18 protein-coding genes are annotated in these 24673 nt (G+C 44.0%); 6 read left to right on the top strand and 12 right to left on the bottom strand.

Translation table 11 applies throughout. The features are described 5' to 3' along the window. Position 1 precedes the first annotated feature (1 nt). Both GQS64_RS07235 and GQS64_RS07230 read left to right on the top strand, forming a co-directional pair. The gene (locus tag GQS64_RS07235) at positions 2-1162 is read left to right on the top strand and encodes an amino acid ABC transporter permease (protein WP_198231123.1); all 1161 of its coding nucleotides are present in this window, start codon (positions 2-4) and stop codon (positions 1160-1162) included. 49 nt (positions 1163-1211) lie between these two features. Beyond that, positions 1212-1925 carry an amino acid ABC transporter ATP-binding protein gene (locus tag GQS64_RS07230; protein ID WP_210329460.1) on the top strand — a complete coding sequence of 238 codons (714 nt, stop codon included), beginning with the start codon at positions 1212-1214 and terminating at the stop codon, positions 1923-1925. Here the strand turns inward: GQS64_RS07230 and GQS64_RS07225 are convergent. Continuing rightward, a complete protein-coding gene (locus tag GQS64_RS07225; protein ID WP_198231122.1) occupies positions 1920-3158 on the bottom strand; it encodes an FAD-binding protein in 1239 nt (412 codons plus the stop codon). The genes GQS64_RS07230 and GQS64_RS07225 overlap by 6 nt on opposite strands. A gap of 30 nt (positions 3159-3188) precedes the next feature. Then, positions 3189-3452: a zinc-finger domain-containing protein gene (locus GQS64_RS07220; RefSeq protein WP_198231121.1), complete on the bottom strand. Its 264-nt coding sequence runs from the start codon at positions 3450-3452 to the stop codon at positions 3189-3191. 680 nt (positions 3453-4132) lie between these two features. On the opposite strand from GQS64_RS07220, the gene GQS64_RS07215 reads away from it, so the two are divergent. After that, a complete protein-coding gene (locus GQS64_RS07215) occupies positions 4133-6352 on the top strand; it encodes an RNA degradosome polyphosphate kinase (protein ID WP_077992207.1) in 2220 nt (739 codons plus the stop codon). A gap of 7 nt (positions 6353-6359) precedes the next feature. Further along, positions 6360-7874 (top strand): exopolyphosphatase, encoded by a 1515-nt coding sequence (gene ppx / locus GQS64_RS07210; protein WP_077992202.1) that lies wholly within the window; start codon positions 6360-6362, stop codon positions 7872-7874. Between the two features lie 1067 nt (positions 7875-8941). Here the strand turns inward: ppx and GQS64_RS07205 are convergent. Both GQS64_RS07205 and rnd read right to left on the bottom strand, forming a co-directional pair. After that, positions 8942-9907 (bottom strand): 1-phosphofructokinase family hexose kinase, encoded by a 966-nt coding sequence (locus GQS64_RS07205; RefSeq protein ID WP_198231120.1) that lies wholly within the window; start codon positions 9905-9907, stop codon positions 8942-8944. An 82-nt stretch (positions 9908-9989) separates the two neighbouring features. Beyond that, positions 9990-11141 carry a ribonuclease D gene (gene rnd, locus GQS64_RS07200; RefSeq protein WP_198231119.1) on the bottom strand — a complete coding sequence of 384 codons (1152 nt, stop codon included), beginning with the start codon at positions 11139-11141 and terminating at the stop codon, positions 9990-9992. Positions 11142-11289: 148 nt separating this feature from the next. Between rnd and aspS the strand changes: the two genes are divergently transcribed. Then, on the top strand, positions 11290-13080 hold the full coding sequence (gene aspS / locus GQS64_RS07195) for an aspartate--tRNA ligase (protein ID WP_198231118.1): 1791 nt from the start codon (positions 11290-11292) through the stop codon (positions 13078-13080). Positions 13081-13158: 78 nt separating this feature from the next. On the opposite strand, the gene GQS64_RS07190 is transcribed toward aspS, so the two are convergent. Continuing rightward, on the bottom strand, positions 13159-14436 hold the full coding sequence (locus GQS64_RS07190; RefSeq protein WP_198231117.1) for a hypothetical protein: 1278 nt from the start codon (positions 14434-14436) through the stop codon (positions 13159-13161). Between the two features lie 131 nt (positions 14437-14567). Here GQS64_RS07190 and parC point away from each other — a divergent pair, with 131 nt between their 5' ends. Next, positions 14568-16817 carry a DNA topoisomerase IV subunit A gene (parC, locus tag GQS64_RS07185; RefSeq protein ID WP_198231116.1) on the top strand — a complete coding sequence of 750 codons (2250 nt, stop codon included), beginning with the start codon at positions 14568-14570 and terminating at the stop codon, positions 16815-16817. Positions 16818-16912: 95 nt separating this feature from the next. Here the strand turns inward: parC and queF are convergent, their stop codons facing one another. The 7 genes from queF to GQS64_RS07150 all read right to left on the bottom strand — a co-directional run bounded on the left by queF (position 16913) and on the right by GQS64_RS07150 (position 24462). Next, on the bottom strand, positions 16913-17383 hold the full coding sequence (gene queF, locus GQS64_RS07180; RefSeq protein WP_198231115.1) for a preQ(1) synthase: 471 nt from the start codon (positions 17381-17383) through the stop codon (positions 16913-16915). A gap of 42 nt (positions 17384-17425) precedes the next feature. After that, a complete protein-coding gene (gene queC, locus GQS64_RS07175) occupies positions 17426-18133 on the bottom strand; it encodes a 7-cyano-7-deazaguanine synthase QueC (protein ID WP_198231114.1) in 708 nt (235 codons plus the stop codon). 85 nt (positions 18134-18218) lie between these two features. Further along, positions 18219-18842, bottom strand: coding sequence for a YrbL family protein (locus GQS64_RS07170; protein ID WP_225868160.1), 624 nt, complete (start codon positions 18840-18842; stop codon positions 18219-18221). Between the two features lie 29 nt (positions 18843-18871). Then, entirely contained in the window at positions 18872-19618 is a 747-nt protein-coding gene (locus tag GQS64_RS07165; RefSeq protein WP_198231113.1) for an arginyltransferase, read from the bottom strand. Between the two features lie 117 nt (positions 19619-19735). After that, positions 19736-21049, bottom strand: coding sequence for a 30S ribosomal protein S12 methylthiotransferase RimO (gene rimO, locus GQS64_RS07160; RefSeq protein ID WP_077992188.1), 1314 nt, complete (start codon positions 21047-21049; stop codon positions 19736-19738). A gap of 322 nt (positions 21050-21371) precedes the next feature. Beyond that, positions 21372-22091: a transcriptional repressor LexA gene (gene lexA, locus GQS64_RS07155; RefSeq protein ID WP_198231112.1), complete on the bottom strand. Its 720-nt coding sequence runs from the start codon at positions 22089-22091 to the stop codon at positions 21372-21374. A 1738-nt stretch (positions 22092-23829) separates the two neighbouring features. After that, positions 23830-24462, bottom strand: a complete 633-nt coding sequence (locus GQS64_RS07150) for a TetR/AcrR family transcriptional regulator (protein ID WP_198231111.1) — start codon at positions 24460-24462, stop codon at positions 23830-23832. Positions 24463-24673 lie beyond the last annotated feature (211 nt).

The following is a 24673-nucleotide window of genomic DNA, read 5'->3' as shown; positions in this document are numbered from 1 at the left end:
AATGGTCGGGCGTTACGTTCAAACCGAATTTATTCCGGCTTCTCCTCCCCCTATTCTTGACAGGGGTATCTGGCATTGGCTGCGGAAAAATCTGTTTTCCACACCGCTTAACTGCGTAATCAGCATAGGACTTGTTTTTGCAATCACTTATATCATGGTTCCGCTGATTAATTGGTTGGTTGTCAACGCAGTCTGGACTGGTACCGATCGTCAGGCGTGCACCACGGTCACACAAGGTGGGCTGATGCCGGATGGTTGGAGTGGGGCATGTTGGGCCTTTGTCAAAGCCAATTTCTGGCAGTTTATTTATGGCCGGTATCCGGATGGTGAACGTTGGCGGGTCAATCTCACGGCGCTCGTGGTTATTATTATTAACCTGCCGCTTCTTATACCGTCCGTTCCGCTCAAAATAGCAAACGCACTTGTGTCACTTTTTGTTGTTCCGGTGATTGGCTATTTTCTACTTTTTGGTGGGCACTTCAATTTGCCGACAGTGGAAACGCAATTATGGGGCGGCTTGCTTGTAACCCTTACAATTGCCTATTGCAGTATTACGATTTCGCTTCCATTGGGAAGCCTGCTCGCACTTGGCCGACGTTCAAAAATGCCGGTTGTCCACCTCATCTCGGTCATTTTTATTGAAACCGTTCGTGGTATACCATTGGTTGCCGTGCTGTTTATTGCAAGCGTTATGTTACCGTTATTTTTGCCGCAAGACATGACGTTCGACAAATTTTTACGTGCCCTGATCGGCGTTGCACTCTTTACTTCCGCCTATATTGCAGAAGTTGTGCGTGGCGGTTTGCAAGCCATACCACGCGGTCAATACGAAGCTGCGGAAGCATTGGGGCTTGGCTACGTCAAGACAATGCTGCTTGTTATTCTGCCACAAGCTTATAGCCTTGTGATACCCGGCATTATCAATGTGCTCATCGGCATGTTTAAAGAAACAAGTCTCGTTTATATTATTGGTATGTTCGATCTTTTGGGGATTGTGCGACAAGCCATTCAACAGGCGCAATGGAGCACTCCGCAAACACCTTTAACGGGAATGGTCTTTATCGGTCTTGTATTCTGGATATTTTGTTTCGGCATGTCGCGTTATGCTCATTTTATCGAGAGGCGCTTGAATGCACCTAAAGTCAATGGTGCGGAAGGATAGATCATTGCGGAAAAGTCGCGACGAAAAAGATAAGCAATTGGAAGTATCCATGCACCATGTCAATAAATGGTATGGTCGGCTACATGTCTTGCGCAACATTAATCTCGAAGTCAAACCGAAAGAAAGAGTGATTATATCCGGTCCTTCCGGTTCCGGAAAATCCACATTGATACGGTGTATCAACGGGCTTGAACGCGCCGAAGAGGGCGACATAACGGTAACGGGTATTCCGCTTAAACATGGAATGTGGAGTCTTAATAAAATACGACGCAATGTCGGAATGGTTTTTCAACATTTCAACTTGTTTCCACATTTGACGGTGCTTGAAAATTGTGTGCTTGCGCCCATCTGGGTCAAGCATGTTGGTCGTCGCAAAGCCGAAGAGCAGGCGATGCATTATTTGGAACGGGTTAAAATACCCGATCAGGCCAACAAATATCCGGGGCAACTGTCCGGAGGTCAGCAACAGCGCGTTGCAATCGCCCGTTCGCTCTGTATGGAACCGCGTGTCATGTTGTTTGATGAACCAACTTCGGCTCTCGATCCGGAAATGATAAAAGAAGTTCTCGATACAATGATCGATTTGGCTGAAAACGGCATGACAATGCTTTGCGTTACCCATGAAATGGGCTTTGCAAGACAGGTGGCCGACCGTGTCATTTTTATGGATGAGGGGCAAATTCTCGAAGTTGCGCCACCGGATGAGTTTTTCGATCATCCGGTGCACGAAAGAGCCAAAGCATTTTTAAGCCAGATATTATGAACCGGTTAGCTTACGGGCTGCGCTCTCTGCATCATATCCGTAAAGCCAGTCGAGACTTGCCATAAAACTTTCGGAAGAGCGGAATTTCATTACAACATTGCGAGCAAAAGCCACCGGTCCTGTTGCATGATATACGAAACTGTTAAATGCTCCCCGTTTGTTCACCGCCGCAACACGCGGTGTGCGGATAGTGCTGTAAAGCCTCATCGCATCGGCAAGTGTCAAATTTTTGTTTGACAACAACTCGGCAAGAGTTGCCGAATCCTCGATTGCCATAGCAGCTCCCTGCGCCGCAAACGGTAAAAACCCGTGCGATGCGTCGCCGACAAAAACGCGAAAGCGATTGTCGGAAAACCGATGAGGAAGCATCTGGAACAATGGCCAATAAGTCCATTTTTCAACAAGATTGAAAATATTTCTTATTTCGGGATGCCAATCATTGAAATGTTTGAACAAATCGTTCTTGTCGCCTTCACGTGACCAGCTTTCACCCGGATTATTTCCTCGTGTAATTGCAACAAAATTGAACGATTTACCAGCCTTTAAAGGATAACCGACAAGGTGATTATCAGGCCCCATCCATGCAACGACCGTCTTTACATCGGCAAATGAGCGGATAAATTCCTTGGGAAGTGCATCTATATCGATTGTTGCCCGCCATGCGATAAAACCGCTAAAACTTGCGTGATCGTCAAGCGGCGGGAACTGTCGCATTTTTGACCAAACGCCATCACAACCAATAACCAACGGTGTAACAAAGCGGTCATCTTCGCCCTGATGATCGGACCGGATTTCCGCCAATTGCGGTGTTTCTTCGGATATTGCGGTGACTTTTTCCGATAATCTTATATCAATAAGAGAATTCTGTTTTGCTTTTTGATAAAGCACATTTTGGAGATCTGCGCGGTGAATGGTGATATATGAGCCGTGCCACCGGCGTTCCGACACATCTTGTAAATCCACCTGAAGAAGTGTTTTAGCCGAAAGACCATCTCTTAATTCGAGAAAGCGGGCTTTCACACCCAGATCCGTCAACTGGTCCAGCACATCCCATTTCTTTAACAGTCTGGTAGCGTTTGGTGCCAGTTGAATACCGGCGCCGACTTCTTCAAGGTGATCGCGGCTTTCAAGAACAAGAGAGCTTATTCCTTTTTCAGCCAATGCCAACGCCGAACTTAATCCGGCTATTCCTGCCCCCACTATGATTGGTTTTTCCTGGTTTTGCCAATCCATAGCTTATTCCTTGTATAGTGATTTTAACGATTATCCCGCTTTTTTATAGTTAATTTGCTCCGGATCAAAAGTGCAGTTGGCCGGCTTTGTTTCCAGTTCTCCAAGAGAAGGATTAAACCGGTAGAGCGTTGAACAATAAGAGCAAATCTTTTCGTCATCAGCTCCCATATCAATAAAGACATGTGGATGGTCAAAAGGCGGGTTGGCACCCACGCACATGAATTTCTTTACGCCGATTTCAATCATTTTATATCCGCCATCATTCTGGAAATGTGGAATGTGATGATCTGCCATGTCAGAACTCCATGTAACAATTGGATTGAAAGTGCAAAACCGCACTGCCGTTGATAACGTTTCTTTCTATAGCCTAATTGTTAGGAGATAGCCAATAGTTTGTAACGCAGGTTTGCCAAACTTTGTAGCCTAAGCTCTCATAGAAAAATACATAAAAGTCGTTTTACCGGATTACCGGCGTATTGCCCAAGATCGGAACTTAAAGCATTTATAATAAATGTCATAAAAAAATAATAAATAATTTTATTATTAAAAACATAAATAACAATAACATTTTATGCGTTTTTTAATTAAAATTTTATTATATATAAATTTAAAAAATTTATAAAAATAAAAATTCAATTATAACTCGAAAACTAAAATTATTTATATTTTTTCTTATAAAAAACTGAAGAAATTTATCAATTTTTGGAATTAATATGCTAATAAAAATTGGTTTCGTTCAAATATTTTTAAAATTCAAAAAATTTATGCCGATTGAGAAAGATCGCAATAGAAACATTGGATAAGATCAATATTAATATCAAAAAGTTGATATAGGATTTGTCATTAACGAGCGCGCGTTGTAAACTTTTTTCGCGGGTCATAAAGACCTTATGATTCAAAATATTTTTGTTTGACGCGGGCTGATGTAATCAAGTCGGTTGCAACATAAAACATCAGATTGAAGGGAAAAGCATATGGCTTTACGTACAAAAAACTCATCAAATTCAGAGATAAAGCAACCAAATGCCGAAACCATCAATATGGAAACTCCGGAACGCTTTGTAAATCGGGAATTTTCCTGGCTACAGTTCAATAATCGCGTATTGATGGAAGCAGCAAATAAAAAACATCCTCTTTTGGAACGCTTGCGTTTTGTATCGATTTCGGCAACAAATCTCGATGAATTTTTTATGGTGCGTATTGCCGGCCTTGCCGGTCAGGTGCGTGCAGGCATTGTTACTCGTAGTGCCGATGGCCGCACGCCACAAGAACAACTCGATTTTGTGCTGGCCGAAGTTGCCCGCTTACAGGCTAACCAGCAGCAGGAATTGCGGGCTTTGCGTCATGAGCTTGAACAAGAAAAAATTGTTATTATTCGTCCCGACCGCCTGACCGCGACTGAAAAATCATGGCTTGAGAACCATTTTCTGGAAACCATATTTCCGGTGCTTACACCCCTTTCAATTGATCCGGCCCATCCATTTCCCTTTATACCCAATTTGGGTTTTTCAATTGCGCTTCATTTGTTGCGTCGTGCAGACCATCAACCGATGACAGCACTCTTGAGGCTGCCAACGGCTTTGAAACGCTTCACACTATTGCCTGATGAAGGACAAGGTTACCGTTTCATTTCGCTGGAAGATATTGTGAGCCTTTTCATAGGCAAATTGTTCCCCGGATATGAAGTCAACGGGGCAGGGACATTTCGCGTCATTCGCGATAGCGATATCGAGGTTGAGGAAGAAGCCGAAGATCTTGTCCGATTGTTCGAGAGCGCATTGAAACGCAGGCGCCGCGGACAGGTTATCCGTATCGAATTCGACGCGGAGATGCCCGATGATCTACGCCAATTTGTAACGACCGAACTCGGCGTTCCTGATAACCGTATCAGTGTTCTTGACGGTTTGCTTGCACTCAACATGATTTCGGAAATCGTTTCTATTCCGCGTGAAGACCTGAAATTCGTTCCTTATAATCCGCGTTTTCCCGAACGTATAAGAGAACATGCCGGAGATTGTTTTGCCGCAATCAAAGAAAAAGATATTGTTGTTCATCATCCCTATGAATCGTTTGATGTTGTTGTACAGTTTTTGCGTCAGGCAGCGGCAGATCCGGATGTTCTTGCCATAAAGCAGACTCTTTATCGCACGTCCAATGACAGCCCGATTGTGCGCGCACTGATTGACGCCTCGGAAGCAGGTAAATCGGTTACAGCTCTGGTTGAATTGAAAGCCCGTTTTGACGAGGAAGCCAATATTCGTTGGGCGCGGGATCTGGAACGCGCAGGCGTACAGGTTGTTTTCGGTTTCATCGAACTAAAAACCCATGCCAAAATGTCGCTTGTCGTACGGCGCGAAGAAAACCGGTTGCGTTCCTATGTCCATCTGGGAACCGGTAATTATCACCCGATAACTGCCAAAATTTATACCGATTTATCTTTCTTCACCACAGATGATGACATAGGACATGATGTTCAGTTGATTTTCAATTTCATCACCGGCTATGCACAACCTGACGAGCCTATGAAGCTTGCCTTTTCGCCTTTGACGTTACGTCGTCGCATTTTAGGACATATTGAAGACGAAATTGCGCATGCAAGAGATGGCAAACCTGCTGCAATCTGGATGAAAATGAATTCACTCGTCGATCCGCAAATTATAGATGCGTTATATCGCGCCGGACAAGCGGGTGTTCAAGTTGATTTGGTGGTTCGCGGAATCTGTTGTTTGCGTCCCGGAATACCCGGTTTTTCCGAAAATATTCGTGCCAAGTCGATCGTCGGCCGGTTTTTGGAACATAGCCGCATTTTTTGTTTTGGAAACGGTGAAGATTTACCGAATGAAAATGCAATTGTTTATTTTGGTTCGGCCGACATGATGACCAGAAATCTTGACAGACGCGTTGAAACGTTAGTACCGGTATTCAACAAAACGGTTCATCAGCAAATACTCTCGCAAATTATGTTGGCAAATATAATAGACAATCAGCAGAGCTTCGAGATATTGAGCGATGGAACATCCCGGCGTATTACGCCACTTAAAGGTGAGAAACCATTTAATGCGCAGGAATATTTCATGACCAATCCGAGTCTTTCGGGACGGGGAAAATCTCTGAGATCTTCTGCTCCGCGCATTATTGCTCTTCGTCGCCAACAAACCGATGCGTCAAGTGCAGAAACAACGGATAAAGACTGAAATATAAATGGATAATTCTGTAGCTCAGGGCCGATTAAAAGGTCGAAAACCTGTTGCCGTCATAGACATCGGATCGAACTCTGTTCGTTTGGTTGTCTATGAAGGTCTGGTGCGTTCCCCGACTGTTTTGTTTAATGAAAAAATCCTTTGCGGTTTGGGAAAAGGCGTTGCAAAGACCGGTTGTCTCGAACCCGAATCTGTCGAGATGGCGTTAAGAACATTGCGGCGCTTTCATGCAATTTGCGAGCAAATCGGTGTGTCTGCAATTCACACATTGGCAACGGCTGCTGCACGCGAATCGAAGAATGGCCCTGCATTTATAGAAGACGCAGAAAAGATACTTCAAAACCGCGTAAAAGTTCTAACCGGAAAAGAAGAAGCAACCTATTCTGCCTATGGAATTATTTCGACTTTTCATCATCCCGACGGCATTGCCGGTGATTTGGGCGGCGGTAGCCTCGAATTGGTGGATATTCATGAAACAAAAGTTGGCGATGATGGCATTACCTTGCCGCTTGGTGGATTACGCCTTCAGGATATGTCGGATAACAACCTTTCAGAAGCGACAAAAATTGCGCGTAAATATCTGAAAAACAGTGAAATTCTGTCAAAAAACAAGGGGCGTAATTTTTACGCGGTGGGCGGTACATGGCGCAATTTGGCCAAACTCCATATTGCTGTCAAACGTTATCCCTTACCTGTTATGCATGCTTATGAGGTAGAAGCATCCGATATGGATTCTTTTCTTCATAGGGTAACCAAAGGCGAGATAGAACAGCTAAAAAACATTTCTGCTATCTCCAAGAACCGTCGCCAGTTATTGTCTTATGGTGCAACTGTTCTGACAGAAGTTTTGCGGTGTCTGGCGCCAAAGAAAGTTATTTTTTCCGGTGCCGGTGTCAGGGAAGGGTTTATGTTTTCCCAGTTGACGCAAAAAGTGCAGAGTGAAGATCCGCTGATTGCGGCATGTCAGGAAATGGCAACACTTCGTGCCCGCTCTCCTGCGCAGGCTTATGATCTTATCGGTTTTACCAAAAACGCTTTTGAAGTTTTTGGTGTCGAGGAAAATGAAGAACAAAGGCGTTATCGCGAAGCGGCCTGTTTGCTTGCCGATATTGGTTGGCGTTTTCATCCCGATTATCGTGGCGATCAATCAGCCAATCAGGTTGCATTCGGCCCTTATCCGGGAATTACGCATCGTGGACGTGTCTATGTGGCCTTGTCGGTTTTCTACCGGAATGAAGGTCTTTTCGTGGATGAAGATGCACCGGCAATCATAAAATTGGCAAATAAGGAAATGATAGAGAGAGCGCGTTTTCTAGGCGGACTTATGCGGGTTGCGAACCTGTTTTCGGCTTCAACCGCCGGTATTTTGCCCGATTTGATATGGAAATCGCAAGAAAAGAAGATAGTTCTGACAATTCCGAAGCGACACGCCGACCTGATCGCCGAACGGCCTTTGGGGCGATTGCAACAACTTGCTAAAATAACCAATAAAGAATTAAGCTATCTGGTTGTTTGACATATCTGGAAACTGAACTCTCGCCATTTCTATATTTTAAAGGTGGCGGTTCAGAACCACTTTCCGAAAGAAAAGCAGCCGCCAACTCGTAAATCCAAAATCGGATTTAACTTTACATAACAGCCAAACCGGAACGAAACGAACCACCTCGAAAAATTGGGAATCTGCCGTTTCGGTCGCCACAAACATCATGAAGTTAATCGCATGATGAAAGTCGGTCTGCGTTGATTTTGATAAATAATGTATAACGGTTACCTTCGCTTATCAATGATAGAAATTGCCTTACTGCTCTTCAACTTTTGATCTATTCGGAAATCACTTTTGATCTATCCGGAGATGAAATGTGTTATCAGCGTGTATAGAGTTGCTCTTGTGGTGCAAGGCCAGTTTGTTTCGCTTATTGCGTCTTAAACGTTGAATAATGAGACAAATTCCATTCCGGTTGAGGTTCCTTTACGAGCAGACAATAAACCGGAGATCGTCTAATAAACCGGTACTTACTCAGTTCACGACCTTTTTTGAACAAGCCATAGCCGTTTTGATGAAGTGCACCTCCTTACTCAAAGCATGAGAGGCAATTTACCGCTTCATTCGTTCGAGCTTCCTTGCCACTATAGTCACCGCCTGATGTTGAACACTTTCTCTTTTCAAGCTTGCCGTTTTCCAGGCAATATTGGGGTCGTCTTTTGTTTTTAGAACGAGATCAAGTAATACGTCCGGAACAGACACCGGAATTCGGGAGGCTATCCCGCAGTATGCAATCGACTATCGAACCCGTTTACTCCGGATTTTGCGCAATGAAGTGTTTTCACTAAAAGCACAAAACCGTTGTCGATAGATTTTTTTAAATTTAAATAAGCCTGACCTGACACAATCAGGCGTTAAAAACATCGGGCCATGTAAAACTGTTCAGCGGCTATTCACTTCACCCGTAAATTCACTTCAAACCGTAATTTTCCAAAATTTTGCAGTTATAATTACGCAGCAAAATATATCTGGAAATCCTGCTAACCAAAAACGGTCTAACAATGAAATTGTCGTGTTTTCTCATGTCTAACCGTACTTGCTCACTCTTGAGATAGTGGTGCAGAACCCGCATTCTTACCCTTACGAGCAAGATAGTTATAAAGTCGTTTGATGTTGGGTAATTGACAAAGACCATTGCCTTTTTCGGCCACTGCTGCTGTGCCGCAGGCGGTAGCCAGCCGGAAAGCATCTTCCGCTTCCCAACCAACAGCCAGCCCATGAACCATACCGGCTACAAAGCTGTCTCCGGCGCCGGAAGCACTGATAACCCGAACGTGGGGTGAGGGAAGATAAAGTGTCTTATCTTTTGTCGCCAGCACTGCTCCCTGATGTCCGAGTGTCACAGTGATAATATCCGAAGCTCCTTTGAGACAATATTCTTGAGCAGCTTTGGCAATATCATCAGTCAAATTATAGGTTTTTCCTGTGCACGCCTCAAACTCGCCCTGACTTGGTTTTACGAGTGTCAAACCGCCTTTTTGAAGAACGTGTTTAAGCGCATCTCCTGACGTATCAATAACAATACGGGCGTTGCGCTTATGAGCAATGTCTATCAGCATATCATAGACATCAATTGGAACATTACGTGGCAAACTACCGCTTACGACAATCCAGTCCCATTCAAGCTCTTTGGTTGTTTCGACTACCGCTTTCCATTCAGCTTCTTCCATGACAGGGCCTTCGGCTACAAAGCGGTATTCCATGCCGGAAGCTCTTTCATGAATGACATTATTGACGCGTGTATTTCCGGAAATAGAAATTTTAATGCATTGAATGCCGCGATCTTCCAAAAGATGATTCAATACATTCCCCATAATTCCGCCGCTGGCATAAAGTGCCTTCACGTCACCACCAAGACGATGAATAACCCGTGCGACATTGATACCGCCACCACCGGGGTGAAAACTCTCGTCAAAAGTTCTGATCTTGTGGGTAGGGCGCACCACTTCAGCTTCACTTGCTGCATCAACGGTAGGATTGAATGTAACTGTCAGGACTTTTTCCATTATCTGCCTCTGCAAACAAAGCACGCTTTTCTGCGGAACTAAAAAAGCTGTATATAAAGCTCGTCTGATTATCTCTCTACAGCTAAAGTTCTTTTGTCAATATTTTACCGTTATGAAAGTAAAATCCCAAATGGCCATTCAACATTTTTTCGGCCTTTTTTCCGAAAATATTATACCGCCATCCTTGCATGGCGGATAAGGTGTCGAGGTGGTCTTGTTTGGCTATTTTTTCCAGCTCGTCATTATTTGCGATAATGCGCGGAGCTATATCTTCCTCATCGGCCACGAGCTTTAAAAGAACACGCAACAGTTCGATTGCGGCGGCTGTGCCATTTCCCGTTGCCACATGTTTGTGTATCGCCGGCAAATTATCAAGATCAACAGAATGACCTTTTTGTACCGCTTTCAACAATTCGGCAGCGCTACCGGAATGTTCCCAACCTTTCGGGATGCTGCGCAATCTGGATAAAGCCGTTTCGTCTTTAGGGTGTTGTATGGCGATCTCGACAAGACATTCGTCTTTTAAAATACGTCCGCGTGGAACATTGCGATTTTTAGCTTCCTGTTCACGCCAGGCTGCCACTTGTTGAAGGACAGCAAGCTCCCGCGGTTTACGTATGCGACCCTTTATTCTTTTCCAAGCTTCATCATTCGGCATAATGTAGGTTTTTGGAGAGGTGAGGATCGACATTTCGTCGTCAATCCAGTGTGTTCGACCGTTTTTCTCAAGCTTTTCATTAAGATATTTATAGACATCACGTAAATGGGTTACATCAGCCAAAGCGTAAGACAATTGTTTATCGCTCAGTGGACGCCGACTCCAGTCGGTATAGCGGGAGGATTTATCAATATGTTCGCCGGTTATGCGTTCGACAATTTGTTCATAGGAGACACTTTCACCGAATCCGCAAACAGAACCGGCAATCTGCGTATCAAATAGCGGTGTAGGAATAATATTGCCGAGTTTATATATGATTTCGACATCCTGCCGCGCAGCATGGAAAACTTTTACCACATTTGTATTCGCCATTAATTTGAACAATGGCGACAAATCGATTTCAGGTGAAAGCGGATCAACGATCACAGCAATATCGGGAGAGGCCAACTGGATCAGACAGAGTTCCGGCCAATAGGTGGATTCTCGAATAAATTCGGTGTCTACCGTCACAAAATCGGATTTTGACAGTGTCGATATAACGTCTTCGAGCGTATGTGTATCAGTAACAAGTTTCATATTTCCGGCTATAACGCATTATATTGTATTTGTCTTTTGCTATATTTTTTCATACACAATCCTTCGATAGCTTGACAAATGGGCGGTAAAATGCGCTTTTTCGCACAAGTTTATTATTTCAGAATGCATGTAACAAAAAGGCAAGACTATGCATCGGTATCGCAGTCATAACTGTGCCGCTCTTCGTAAGAGCGATGTTCAATCGAAAGTTCGTCTCTCAGGATGGGTTAATCGTGTCCGTGACCATGGCGGAATATTGTTTATCGATTTGCGTGATAATTACGGCATAACGCAAATTGTTGCTGATCCGGATTCGCCAGCCTTCAAAGTTGCCGAAATGGTTAGAAGCGAGTGGGTTTTGCGTGTTGACGGAGAAGTTCGCGCTCGTTCCGACGATACGGTAAATAGCAATCTACCAACGGGTGAAGTTGAAGTATTTGCCAACGAAATCGAGATTTTGTCGAAATCGGACGAATTGCCATTACCTGTTTTTGGTGAACCGGATTATCCCGAAGATATTCGCTTGAAATATCGTTTTCTGGATTTGCGGCGCGAAACATTGCATAAAAATATCTTGCAGAGAACAAAAATAATCGCTGCCATTCGCCGGCGTATGCAGGAAGCCAGTTTTACCGAGTTTTCTACGCCGATTTTGACAGCGTCATCACCGGAAGGTGCGCGCGACTTTCTTGTTCCGAGTCGCATTCATCCGGGAAAATTCTACGCTCTCCCACAGGCGCCTCAGCAATATAAACAACTTTTAATGATGTCGGGATTTGACCGGTATTTTCAGGTCGCACCATGTTTTCGCGATGAAGATCCACGTGCCGACCGCCTTCCTGGTGAATTCTACCAATTGGATATGGAAATGAGTTTCGTCGAGCAGGAAGACATCCTGCAGGTTATGGAACCGATCATCCGTGGCATTTTCGAGGAATTTTCCAATGGTAAACCCGTCACGCAGAAATTTCCACGTATTCCATATAATGAAGCAATGAGAAAATACGGTTCCGATAAACCGGACCTGCGCAATCCCATTGTTATGGAAGAAGTGAGCGAACATTTCCGCGGATCCGGTTTCAAAGTATTTGCCCATATATTGGAAAGCGACGATAAAGCCGAAGTTTGGGGCATACCAGTCAAGACAGGTGGCAGCCGCGCTTTTTGTGATCGCATGAATTCCTGGGCTCAGGGCGAGGGACAACCGGGGCTCGGTTACATTTTCTGGCGTAAAGAGGGTGACAAAATTGAAGGTGCTGGCCCGATTGCAAAAAATATCGGACCGGAACGCACCGAAGCCATACGCAATCAGCTTAAGCTTGCCGATGGTGATGCATGCTTTTTTGTAGCGGGCGATCCCCGTAAGTTTGCTTTATTTGCCGGAGCTGCAAGAACACGCGCGGGCGAAGAGCTTGGTCTGATTGACCGTGACCAATTCGCGCTGGCATGGATTGTCGATTTTCCTTTCTATGAATGGAACGAAGACGAAAAGCGGATCGAGTTTTCCCATAACCCGTTCTCTATGCCGCAGGGTGGCAAACAGGCATTGGATACTGAAGAGCCTTTAAATATCAAGGCTTATCAATATGATGTCGTCTGCAACGGTTTCGAGCTAGGATCTGGCGGTATACGTAACCATTCACCTGAAACGATGGTTCGTGCATTCGAGATTGCCGGACTTTCACGAGAAACAGTTGAAGAGCGTTTCGGAGCACTTTACCGCGCCTTCCATTATGGAGCCCCGCCGCACGGCGGAATGGCCTGCGGAATTGATCGTATGGTTATGCTGCTTCTGGGTGTCAAAAACCTGCGTGAAATATCGCTTTTCCCGATGAATCAACAGGCTCTTGACCTTCTGATGGGGGCGCCTTCGGAAGTGACGGCAGCCCAACTGAGCGAATTGTCGCTGCGTATTGCGCCGATGAAAAAAGATAACTGATAAATAGAAGTGCCAATCAAAAAAAGCCCGGTTTTACCGGGCTTTTTAATGATTGAAACAATTTTGTAATTGCGTAGGCTATTTGTTGGCTTCTACCTTCAGTTTTATCAAATCAATAAGTTTAGCCATAGAGATACTTCCGGTAGCATAGAGCACCGGCAAGGGAACCGATTTGTCGGGAGTAGCACTGACGGTAAGTGACTTCGGATTATCAAGAAAATTTCCGATTTGTTCCGATGTCGCTTTGACGAAATCCGGATCATCAATCTGGCTCCCCAATAATGGCAACATTGCCTTGGTTTGCTTTATGAAATCTTCGCGTGTTACACCATTTTTTTTCGCATAATAGTCGAGGATTCTATTGGTAAGGGAATTATCATCATAACGTATAGAGACATCGCCAAATTTTAGCTGTTGGATAATTCCAAAAACACTCAACATCTCGGCCGTTGTATCATCCGGGTTATTCGATCTCTCTAACTGCTTCAGAACGCCGATATTTTTGACAAAATCTTCTGTAAGTCCTTCAACATTTGTGGTGATCGCCAGTTTTCCGCCGTTATCAATGGTAATCTCGTTCTGGTCGCCAATATATTTGCCGCTTTCGATATCCCAACTGGCATGAACATTCAAAGAACCCGACAGCTTGTCATAGCCAATATCCGTTAGCCATTTAGACGCCCCGGAAATGCCGGTCTTGTTTGGCTCGTAACTGAAAGATTTTATGCCGACTGTAATGTCTACACCTTTCGTACCGTTTTTGAAGAGATATGCTATCTTCAGATCTTCGGCATTAAAAACTGTCTGGTCGGACGGTGCCAAATAAATCTGAGCTACTTTTACACTCTCATAGGGGAATTGAACAAATAAGGGATTGGCGTCTTTTTTCGGTGTAAGCCTGAGTTTATCTATAGAGATGTCTTTCAAATTCCCTGTAGCATCTGAACTTGTACTCTTCAGCAGAGGTATGGAAACATTTTCTATAAAATAAGTGCCATCCTGACCTTCCGTTACATTTTTAAAGCGCAAGCTGTCGATTTTATCAAAAATAACGCCCTTGGCGGTGCTCACATTTTGATCCCGTTCTTTCGATTGTTTGTCCGACGGTAAAGATTGATCATTTTCTTTTCCACTATTTTGCAACTCCTGAAGCTTTATAGTTACATCACGCAAAACAATATCGTTGCCGTCAGCTTCACAATTCGATGAATCAATCGATAGTTGAGTATTTTTGATAGTTTCTTGCAAGCGGGAATTGAATGCATTCGGATCAACTGCCCATGAGTTCAGGTGAACCGTTGTTGCAGCAAAAAAAGTGCAAGTTGTTAGTAAGAATGCTTTTTTGAATTGTCTCATTGGAAGATACCTTCTCTCTTCGGACGCTTTGAAGATTAGAACTGTCTTGGTGTCATTCCTATCATAGTTAAGTAAGGCTGGAAACAAGTCCATGACTTGCGGTAGATTCTGCGAATTGCTATTCGATACCTATGTCAAATAAAGTGATTCGTTTATCCGAAAAAGACCATATAGAGCCGATAGAATTGCGTTCTGCATTGCAGGAACGTTATTTGGCTTATGCACTTTCTACGATTATGGATCGTGCATTGCCCGATGTCCGCGATGGATTGAAGCCGGTTCATCGGCGCATCCTCCACGCAATGCGCCTATTAAAATTGAACCCCGATCAGGCTTATGCAAAATGTGCTCGTATCGTCGGCGATGTGATGGGAAAATTCCACCCGCATGGCGATTCATCTATCTATGATGCACTTGTGCGGTTGGCTCAGGATTTTGCTGTTCGCTATCCGCTCGTAGACGGGCAGGGGAATTTCGGCAATATTGACGGCGATAATGCTGCTGCAATGCGTTATACCGAAGCACGAATGACAGAAGTGGCGACGTTGCTTCTTGACGGCATCAACGAAAATGCTGTCGATTTTCGCCCTACTTACAACGAGGAAGATGAAGAGCCGGTTGTTTTACCGGCTGCCTTTCCTAATCTTTTGGCAAACGGGTCTTCCGGCATCGCTGTCGGTATGGCAACGTCAATTCCGCCCCATAATGTAGCCGAGCTTTGCGAAGCCGCAACATTTTTGATTGCCCATCCGGACGCAACCAACGATGATCTGGTAAAATTTGTAAAAGGCCCCGATTTTCCCACCGGCGGTGTGTTGGTGGAACCGGCGGATAGTATACGTGAATCCTACAGAACCGGACGTGGTGTCTTCCGTCTTCGTGCACGTTGGCATAAGGAAGAGGGAAGTCGCGGTAGCTATTCTATCGTTGTTACAGAAATTCCTTATCAGGTACAAAAATCTCGACTGATTGAAAAGACGGCCGAGTTGTTGCTCGCCCGTCGCCTGCCAATGCTCGACGATATTCGCGACGAATCGACAAAAGATATACGCATTGTTCTGGAGCCGAAAACACGTACAGTGGATCCGGAATTGTTGATGGAATCAATCTTCAAGCTTACAGATTTTGAAGTCCGTGTCCCTCTCAACCTGAACGTGCTTACCCTTGGAAAAATACCGAATGTTCTTTCACTCGGTCAGGCTTTGCAACAATGGCTCGATCACCGCAAAGATGTGCTTGTCCGCCGTTCCGAATTCAGACTGCATGAAATTACCCGCCGTCTCGAAATTTTGGGCGGTTACCTTATTGCTTATCTCAATCTTGACGAAGTCATCCGAATTATTCGCGAAGAAGATGACCCCAAAAAACAACTCATGACAAGCTTTTCGCTTACTGAAAATCAGGCAGAAGCAATTCTGAATATGAGATTGAGATCGTTGCGAAAACTGGAAGAAGTCGAGATTCGTAAAGAATTCGACACTTTAAAGGCAGAGGAAGCCGAACTTGATGCGCTCTTGCAATCCGACATAAAACAGTGGAAAGCAATTGCAAGCGAAATTGCCAAGGTTAAAAAAGTTTTCGGCCCGGATAGCCCGCTTGGCAGGCGACGCACGAGTTTTGAAGACGCTCCCGATCACGATATTAAAGATATCGAACAAGCGATGATCGAGAAAGAGCCGGTAACAATCGTTATTTCAGAGAAGGGCTGGCTAAGAGCACTTAAAGGGCACTTGAGTGATTATTCCGGCCTTACCTTCAAGGAAGATGACAGGTTAAAAATCGCATTTCCGGCTATGACAACAGATAAGATCATTGTTATGAGCACCGGTGGTAAATTTTTTACCATTGCAGCGAATGCATTGCCGGGCGGAAGGGGACATGGTGAACCTATTCGTATTCTCGTCGATATGGATAATGATGAGGATATATTAACCGCTTTCGTCCACGAGGAAGACAGGAAGTTGCTGCTTGTCTCTTACCATGCAAACGGATTTATCGTGTCTGAAAACGATGTGCTTGGAACGACGCGCAAGGGTAAGCAGGTTATGAATGTAAAACAGCCTGACGAAGCAAAACTGTGTTTGCCGGTTACCGGCGATCATTTGGCGATCGTTGGCGAAAACAGAAAAATGCTCATTTTCCCACTCGACCAAATCTCCGAAATGACCCGTGGCAAAGGCGTGCGCCTGCAACGTTATAAAGACGGTGGCGTCAGCGACGCTATTACTTTCGATCTATCCGAAGGCCTTACATGGCGTGATGCAGCAGAAAGAAACTTTACCCGTGGTGCTGCCGAACTCGTTGAATGGTTTGGAACCCGCGGCAGTGCAGGGCGGATGGTACCAAAAGGTTTTCCAAGGTCCGGAAAGTTTTCAGGCTAATTCAAAACAATTTTTACAAGTCTACGCGCTGTAAACGATAGTTGGACTTAACTTGCTTTAATTAATCGTCATAGTGGTTATTTGACAGTTATCTATTAACCACGACCACGGTAATTGGGTACATTTTGTTCCGGAATCCAGACGTTTTCCGGCTTTTTTCCAGTTTGCCAGAAGACATCAATAGGTATACCCCCGCGAGGATACCAATACCCCCCGATGCGTAGCCAATGTGGTGACAATAATTCCACCAAACGACGGGCTATCGTGACCGTGCAATCTTCATGAAATGCGCCGTGATTGCGGAATGCTCCCAAATAGAGTTTCAGCGACTTACTCTCGACAAGCCATTTGTCGGGAACATAATCAATCATCAGATAAGCAAAATCGGGTTGACTGGTGATTGGACATAAAGATGTAAACTCCGGCGCAGTAAAGCGCACACAATATTCGACATCCGCCTGCGGATTGGGAACGCGTTCCAGAACGGCATCTTCAGGAGACTCCGGAAAAGGTGTCTTCTTTCCTAATTGTTTTAAATTTTCATAAATTGAATGGTCTGAAGTCATCGACAAGAACCTTGAGAACAGAAATTGAAACAAACAAGAATGCTATTTTAACAACTTGCTATTTTTATTACGCTTGACAGCTTCAATCCAGAATTCATTATCTTCATAAATTGTTGGATCATCCACTCCGGCCAATGCGAAAGCTTCCCGCCGTTCAACGCAGGTTCCGCAGCGCCCACAATGATGTTCTCCTCCTTTGTAGCAAGACCAAGTCTCTGTAAAAGGAACGTTGTATTTTACGCCATCTTTAACAATGTCCGACTTGTCGCACGTGACATAGGGCGCAACGAGCTGACATTGCCCTTCCAGTGATAATTGTTCCATTGCGTTGAACGCATTGATAAAATTTTCACGGCAATCGGCGTAAATAAAATGATCTCCACCGTGTACTGCAATAGCAACGCTATCGCCATGTTTAGCCGAGGCAATAGCAAAAGCGATCGAAAGAAAGACAGCATTCCGATTGGGAACGACCGTGGATTTCATATTATCTTCGGCATAATAACCATCGGGAACATCAATATTATCGGTGAGTGATGATCCGGAGAGATTCTTTCCGATTGCCGAAATATCAATTGGATAATAGTCCGCGCCAAGAGCACGCGCACATTCTTTCGCAAAAAACAGTTCTTTTTTATGCCGCTGACCGTAATCGAAAGAAATGATACCTTGAAGGCTTTTCTCGTGAGCCAGACGATAGGCTAGGGTGACGGAATCAAGTCCGCCTGAACAGATAAGATAGGTTTTCATTTTATCCCTTGTTTTTAAAACCGGGTGGGCTGCGACCGGTATCTTTTACAGCTATCAAAGGCTTTGATAGCTGTAAAGCCTGTCATTACTTTCCGTTTTTTATTCGCTCCATAAAGCGCTGGAAACGTGCATAAACTTTAAGATTTTTCTTCGCATTGATCGAAGGAAAATAGGTTCGGAATTTCAGTGCGGACTTTTCCGATATACCATCAATAATCACAATTTCCTGTTTGCCATTGCGATGGGCAAGAACCAAATTCCAAGGGTTCAAGTCATATAAAATAACATCGGTTTGTTTAACCCAATTCTCGAATTCATCAAGTGCATCGCGAATGGGGCTTACATCCTTGGCAAAGGCAGCCACGGGTTGCGCATAGTTGTTGTTCTCATCCTTTTCGGCTCTAACAACAAGTCCCCAACCGAGATCGGTTTGCTGAAGCCCGACAACCGAAAACATGTGCGGCAGCAAGGTTTCAGCATGGGGATTGACGCGGACAATCTCGAAGAATTCGTGCATATTGACAGAATTGGCACCCAACGGCTTAAAACGCTTTTTCCATTCGGCTACTTGTCTGGTTTTAGCAATCCATTCAGGGCGCAGAACTTTCACCAATAAGTCGGGGTTGTCGGGATGAACGAAGACCAGACGTGCATTTCCCTTGAAACGAGGCTTGCACCCCTTCAACTCGATCATCTCTTTAGACAACATATCAATTTCCTCGGCAGATAAACTCTGTCTTATTCTTTTGTTAACGTCCATCCGCTGGATGTCAAATGTTCTTGCGGTCGATAACGGGATTTATAGTCCATTTTCGGTGAACCTTTGACCCAATATCCCAAATAAACATAGGGAAGCCCCAATTGACGAGCTTTGCGGATGTGATCCAAGATCATAAACACCCCAAGTGAAGCGTGTTTTTCAAATGGTGAATAAAAAGAATAGACCATCGAAAGACCATCATCAACTTTATCGGTAAGAGCGGCGGCAACAAGCGAAAAATTATTTTTCTTATTCGCGTCACCGGATAGCTTTCTTCTATATTCGATTAATGACGTTTCAACCTCGGTATCTTCAACCATCATCCGGTAATCCTGAAATGTCATATCGCTCATTCCACCGCCGGCATGACGAACGCCGAGATAATTTTTAAAAAGCGAATATTGCTCTTCTGTTGCGTCACTCCCGCAAACTTCACCGACGAGATCGGCATTTTTTTTGATAATACGTTTCATTGTTCGATCGGGAACAAAATCATCCACAACAATGCGCACCGATACGCATGCATTGCACCCGTCGCAAACAGGGCGATAAGCAATATTTTGCGAACGTCGAAAACCGCATTGCGTCAAAACGGTATTTTTATCTTTTGCGAATTGGCCGGTGAGATAGGTAAATACTTTTCTCTCCCAATGCTCGGCGAGATACGGGCAGGGCGCCGGAGCTGTAAGGAAAAATTGTGGTTCATCTTTATCGCTGTGTGTCATGCTTATCGCATTTAAAGATACCGTCAAGTTGAAACAAATTTACATTTACATAGGAAACTATAGCGCAATCGCCGATCCTTCAAGGAATGATCTTTAAATAAACAGCGATCCTACCGCCTAAACTATCATACCATAGAGATCATAATCATCCGACTGTTCAATCTTTGCGGTGACGAGTTCTCCTGTCCGTATGGGACGACGTGAAGTCAAATGCACGACACCATCAACCTCCGGAGCATCATATTTCGTGCGTCCAATGCCTGTATGTCCATTGGCCTCGTCTACGAGAATTTGCAAACGTTTGCCGACTTTCTTCTTGAGCAAATTGGCCGAAATGGATTTTTGATGAACCATAAAACGGTCCCAACGGCTTTTCTTGACATCATCAGGGACTATTTCCAGCCCCATATCATTGGCCGATGCACCCTCAACAGCCTCATATTTAAAACATCCAGCCCGATCTATCTTTACTTCACTCATCCAATCAAGAAGCATTTTGAAATCTTCTTCGGTTTCTCCCGGAAAACCGACAATGAACGTTGATCTTAAAGCAAGATCAGGACAGATTTTGCGCCATTTCTCGATGCGCTGATTAATTTTTTCCAAATGCGCAGGACGCTTCATGTTGCGTAACACGTTGGGGGACGCATGTTGGAACGGTATGTCAAGATAGGGCAGAATTTTTCCATCGGCCATCAATTCGATGACATCATCGACATGCGGGTAGGGATATACATAATGCATCCGCACCCAAACACCCATATCGCCCAATTCTTTGGCGAGATCATAGAACCGTGCGCGAACCGTACGGTCTTTCCATGGACTTTCGCTATATTTAAGATCAAGCCCGTATGCACTGGTGTCTTGGGAAATGACAAGTATTTCTTTGACGCCTGCTTTCACAAGCCTTTCCGCCTCCCGCAGCACATCGGATGCCGGTCGGGAAACCAGATTTCCCCGTAATTGTGGAATAATGCAAAAGCTGCAATGATTTGAACAGCCTTCGGAAATTTTTAAATAAGCATAGTGACGAGGCGTCAAACGTATTCCCTGAGGGGGAACAAGATCAACAAACGGGTCATGGACAGGCGGTGCAGCTTTATGAACAGCCTCCATAACACTCTCATACGCCTGAGGACCTGTAACAGCCAATACATTCGGATAAGTTTTTGTTACCACTTCCGGCTCTGCACCAAGGCAACCGGTTACAATGACTTTACCGTTTTTCTTTAATGCGTCGCCAATATTGGCCAGCGATTCATCGCGGGCCGAGTCAATGAATGCACATGTATTGACGATAACAAGATCCGCACCATCATGTCTGGGTGCTATTTCATATCCTTCAGAGCGCAATTTTGTAATGATGCGTTCGGAATCGACAAGTGCCTTAGGACATCCTAAAGAAACAAAACTAACGCGAGGAGCTGACATATCACTTCCTGTAGAAGACACGAATTTCTAAAAACGATCAGATGAGACCTAATCTATTTTGTTAAAAATACAAGTTTGTTAAAAATACAAGGCTGTTTTGCAAAAATTTCGCCAGTCCTGCCGGAGGACATATCCATCTATTCGCATTTTCATTATATCCGGACGATAATCACGCCCGAAAAACCTCAAACGCCGCTTCTCTCCCGAACTCGTTAAAACAGCTCTAATAGAACTTCCGTCATTCCCGTTGAAAAACACTATCCGACAATTATGATTGAATTTTTTTACACCATAAACGTTTAAAACATTCAATGACGTGAGCTTAATAGCGGCGTATCAAGCCGACAAGCTTGCCTTGAATTTTGATACGATTAGGACCGAATATCCTTGTTTCATAAGCAGGATTTGCAGCCTCCAAAGCAATAGAGGCACCTTTTCGCCGATAACGTTTCAAGGTTGCTTCTTCATCATCAACAAGTGCCACAATAATTTCACCGGGATTTGCTGTATCTCCACGTCTGATTATAACGGTATCACCATCGAAAATTCCGGCATTAATCATAGAATCGCCCTTGACTTCGAGCGCATAATGTTCACCGCTGCCCACCATATCGGATGGTAGAGAAAGCATATTTGTCTGGTTCTGGATTGCCGAAATAGGAACACCGGCCGCAATTCGTCCCATTACTGGAACATTCACATTGGCTGCCTGCCCACTTTCGCCACTCGACAGTTCCCTGCGAACAACATTCTTCATATTCTTGTTTTTCTGGCCATCTATAACACTGGGTGAAAACTTCCTTACGCTATTTATCGCAGGTGCCATTGTTTCCGGCAGCTTCAAAACTTCAAGAGCGCGCGCACGATTGGGAAGGCGACGTATAAATCCACGCTCTTCCAATGCCGTTATCAACCGATGAATGCCGGATTTCGAAGCGAGATCCAAAGCATCCTTCATCTCGTCGTAAGAGGGGGGTATACCGGTTTCTTTTAGCCGGTTATGAATAAACAGAAGCAACTCATACTGCTTGCGTGTTAACATAAAACTCTCCAATGATGCGAATCAACGAGAAACAAAACCAGAACGTACACTATATGTTCTAGTATTGTTCCACAAGTTATTTTGCGTTTTATGTTCGTGTTTTTATTTTTATGTTCAAATATCCAATCTAACAGAACGTAAAATTATTTCTAACAAGTTCTGCAACATAAAATTCATCCCGATACGACCTGAAAATCGTGACTTTTATGAGAAATACATTTGTCTTCTATAGGGCTTCAAAGATTAAAGAGCATGAATTTTCTATTTTCAAAAACTTGTCTGATCCGATAGTCGATTTAGGTTTTTGACAGGTCATGGACGAGTGCAAAGCGATATGGCCGTAAATATGGCAAGGGATGCAGTCAGAATTTGTCCATCTGTGCGACATTGTTTGAGCAAGGCGGAACGGCGTATTTATAGGCTAGCCATGAAAACCGACGAATTTGAATACAATAAACGCTCATAAAACAGGTTTAACATAAATTGACCTGCGACATTTCAAATCGGCAATGAGACATCATCTGGCAAAGACGAAAATTCCATAGCTGAAAAGGACGAAGTTTTCATTGGAAATGCCGATACGTTGTCGGGTGAATATTGGCATAGAAGGCATTGTGGATTGTTCGAGTGAATGGCCATATGTTATTATAGAAAAAGAAAGCAGCCATGTCATTTTGAAAACGGCATCTATGTGATTTAAGGAATTGAGCGTCTTGACGTGATAGTTGCACAATTGTTGTTTTTTAACGGTTCTCGCCCCTCCTATACAAAAAAGTTCCATAATATATCTTATGCAATTATTCGAGAATAAAACTCCAGCGGCAAAAAGCCCGAATGACCAAATGACAAAGCGCCAAAAAGCCAGAATAAGCGAATGACCAAATGACCAAATACAGAACGATAGAACGGATAAAATGACAAGATGCCAGAATGTTAGAATGTTAGTTAGACTGACATATCCTGCTATCAAATACCGGTATAGAATTTTTATCGATCAGCGAGAAAACGGATTTTCGCCTCTTTTCCATATCTTTCGAGTTTTGGTGAAACCTCTTCCCTCGGCTTTTAAATTGCACCAGAAACCCGATTTCACAAAAAAGTCTTAACGATAGTTCGGCATAGTGCTTCAGTCATGGTTCGGAACGCTGTTTCGATTGTCGTTCGGAATGTTGTTTTGATGATGTTTTGGTATCATTCCGCGGCTATTTCAATTTCCAATTTTTGATTAAGCACGTGAATATCAATGATAACACGTGAATATCAATGACGAATGCTGGTGAACGTTTGGGCTTGTTTCACTTGCCGGATTTTACCATGCATCTTCAAATTGCATTCAACATCTTCCGATAGAATTGCGACTTTAAATTTTTCTGAAGAGCTGTCGATTTTAAAATCCATCCGAAAAAACTTTGAAATTTTTCACAATATTGCAAAATCAATGTCAAAAGGTAAATTGTGCCATTTATTCAATATATTATGAAGGCGTCTTAATATACGACATCTGGTGCTTGGTCATTAACATTTGTTAGCACTAAGGCCTATCAAAAGGTTAAACCCGATAAACGATCGTTCGATTTTCCGATAACCATCGGCTGTCAATCAATGAAACACTAAGACATTTGCAATCTTATCAATCCGGTTTTGAATTCCGGTAACAGGTAGTGTTTTTTCACGCCTTTATTGCTTTTCAGAATTGCTCGAATTTTGAAGATAATATCGGCTTTTAAACGCTCCCAATTTAAGCGTGAGTTCCCTGCTCTTTCTCGGAAATCGTATCAAGAACGGAAAGACATCCAATAATGAGCGCTTGTATACCAATAGCGTATTCGTCATCAATCCCCGGAATACCCAAATCGGACTGATAACGTGTTAAATCGGCTTCATCTCTATTATCCGGCAAAACACTATCGGCTACTGAAAGTGTGTGATAGGAAATAGTGAATGCCAACCAATGCGCTTGAATCAGAGAAAGATTGTAGGCTTTTGCAAGTCTTTGCTGATGATGTGAAATCCGCTCTTCAATTGCCGGCGTAATCATATCTCTGCGCAAGAGATAGGGCGTGATTCCTTGATGGGTTTCTACGAGCTTCCACATAGACGAAGCGAGCTTTACAAGATAGTCGCGCAACGCAATTTCGGGCGTCCAATGAGGCAATTCCCACTTCAAGAAAATTGTTTCGGCAACCAAGGTCTTTAAAGCTTCGAGACCGTCAACATGATTGTAGAGCGCCATATGGCTTACACCCAACTTTTCAGCGACACCCACAAAGGTGATCTTGGGGATGCCAATTTCAATAGCGGCCTCCACTATCCTGTCACGACTGATTGTAGGTGGTCGCCCCCGTGGGAGCTTTTTGGGCGATTGGGTCATTATAGCAATTTTCTGAGTTTGTTATGAATGAGCGAGAAATGTATCACGGATAATTGAACGGTACAACAAAGCGTTCTGTCTTTACTGATACAGCTTATTTATTATGTGACAAGGTGGCCAACATATGGCGCGAAATAGATTTTGCTGTCTTTTTGCGGAAAAGTTAAATCGAACGCGGTATTAGTCTTTTATCTATTGTGACAAGCAAATC

Origin of the sequence: Bartonella sp. P0282 (assembly GCF_048452985.1) — a bacterium.
Taxonomy (GTDB): domain Bacteria; phylum Pseudomonadota; class Alphaproteobacteria; order Rhizobiales; family Rhizobiaceae; genus Bartonella; species Bartonella choladocola.
Note: the sequence above shows the minus strand (reverse complement) of the source record. Positions and strands in the feature narration are given on the sequence as shown.

Excerpts from the sequence above, each read along its gene's own strand:
- GQS64_RS07235 (WP_198231123.1), top strand. The coding sequence starts at position 2 with ATGGTCGGGCGTTACGTTCAAACCGAATTTATTCCGGCTTCTCCTCCC.
- GQS64_RS07230 (WP_210329460.1), top strand. The coding sequence starts at position 1,212 with ATGCACCATGTCAATAAATGGTATGGTCGGCTACATGTCTTGCGCAAC.
- GQS64_RS07225 (WP_198231122.1), bottom strand. The coding sequence starts at position 3,158 with ATGGATTGGCAAAACCAGGAAAAACCAATCATAGTGGGGGCAGGAATA.
- GQS64_RS07220 (WP_198231121.1), bottom strand. The coding sequence starts at position 3,452 with ATGGCAGATCATCACATTCCACATTTCCAGAATGATGGCGGATATAAA.
- GQS64_RS07215 (WP_077992207.1), top strand. The coding sequence starts at position 4,133 with ATGGCTTTACGTACAAAAAACTCATCAAATTCAGAGATAAAGCAACCA.
- ppx (WP_077992202.1), top strand. The coding sequence starts at position 6,360 with ATGGATAATTCTGTAGCTCAGGGCCGATTAAAAGGTCGAAAACCTGTT.
- GQS64_RS07205 (WP_198231120.1), bottom strand. The coding sequence starts at position 9,907 with ATGGAAAAAGTCCTGACAGTTACATTCAATCCTACCGTTGATGCAGCA.
- rnd (WP_198231119.1), bottom strand. The coding sequence starts at position 11,141 with ATGAAACTTGTTACTGATACACATACGCTCGAAGACGTTATATCGACA.
- aspS (WP_198231118.1), top strand. The coding sequence starts at position 11,290 with ATGCATCGGTATCGCAGTCATAACTGTGCCGCTCTTCGTAAGAGCGAT.
- GQS64_RS07190 (WP_198231117.1), bottom strand. The coding sequence starts at position 14,436 with ATGAGACAATTCAAAAAAGCATTCTTACTAACAACTTGCACTTTTTTT.
- parC (WP_198231116.1), top strand. The coding sequence starts at position 14,568 with ATGTCAAATAAAGTGATTCGTTTATCCGAAAAAGACCATATAGAGCCG.
- queF (WP_198231115.1), bottom strand. The coding sequence starts at position 17,383 with ATGACTTCAGACCATTCAATTTATGAAAATTTAAAACAATTAGGAAAG.
- queC (WP_198231114.1), bottom strand. The coding sequence starts at position 18,133 with ATGAAAACCTATCTTATCTGTTCAGGCGGACTTGATTCCGTCACCCTA.
- GQS64_RS07170 (WP_225868160.1), bottom strand. The coding sequence starts at position 18,842 with ATGTTGTCTAAAGAGATGATCGAGTTGAAGGGGTGCAAGCCTCGTTTC.
- GQS64_RS07165 (WP_198231113.1), bottom strand. The coding sequence starts at position 19,618 with ATGACACACAGCGATAAAGATGAACCACAATTTTTCCTTACAGCTCCG.
- rimO (WP_077992188.1), bottom strand. The coding sequence starts at position 21,049 with ATGTCAGCTCCTCGCGTTAGTTTTGTTTCTTTAGGATGTCCTAAGGCA.
- lexA (WP_198231112.1), bottom strand. The coding sequence starts at position 22,091 with ATGTTAACACGCAAGCAGTATGAGTTGCTTCTGTTTATTCATAACCGG.
- GQS64_RS07150 (WP_198231111.1), bottom strand. The coding sequence starts at position 24,462 with ATGACCCAATCGCCCAAAAAGCTCCCACGGGGGCGACCACCTACAATC.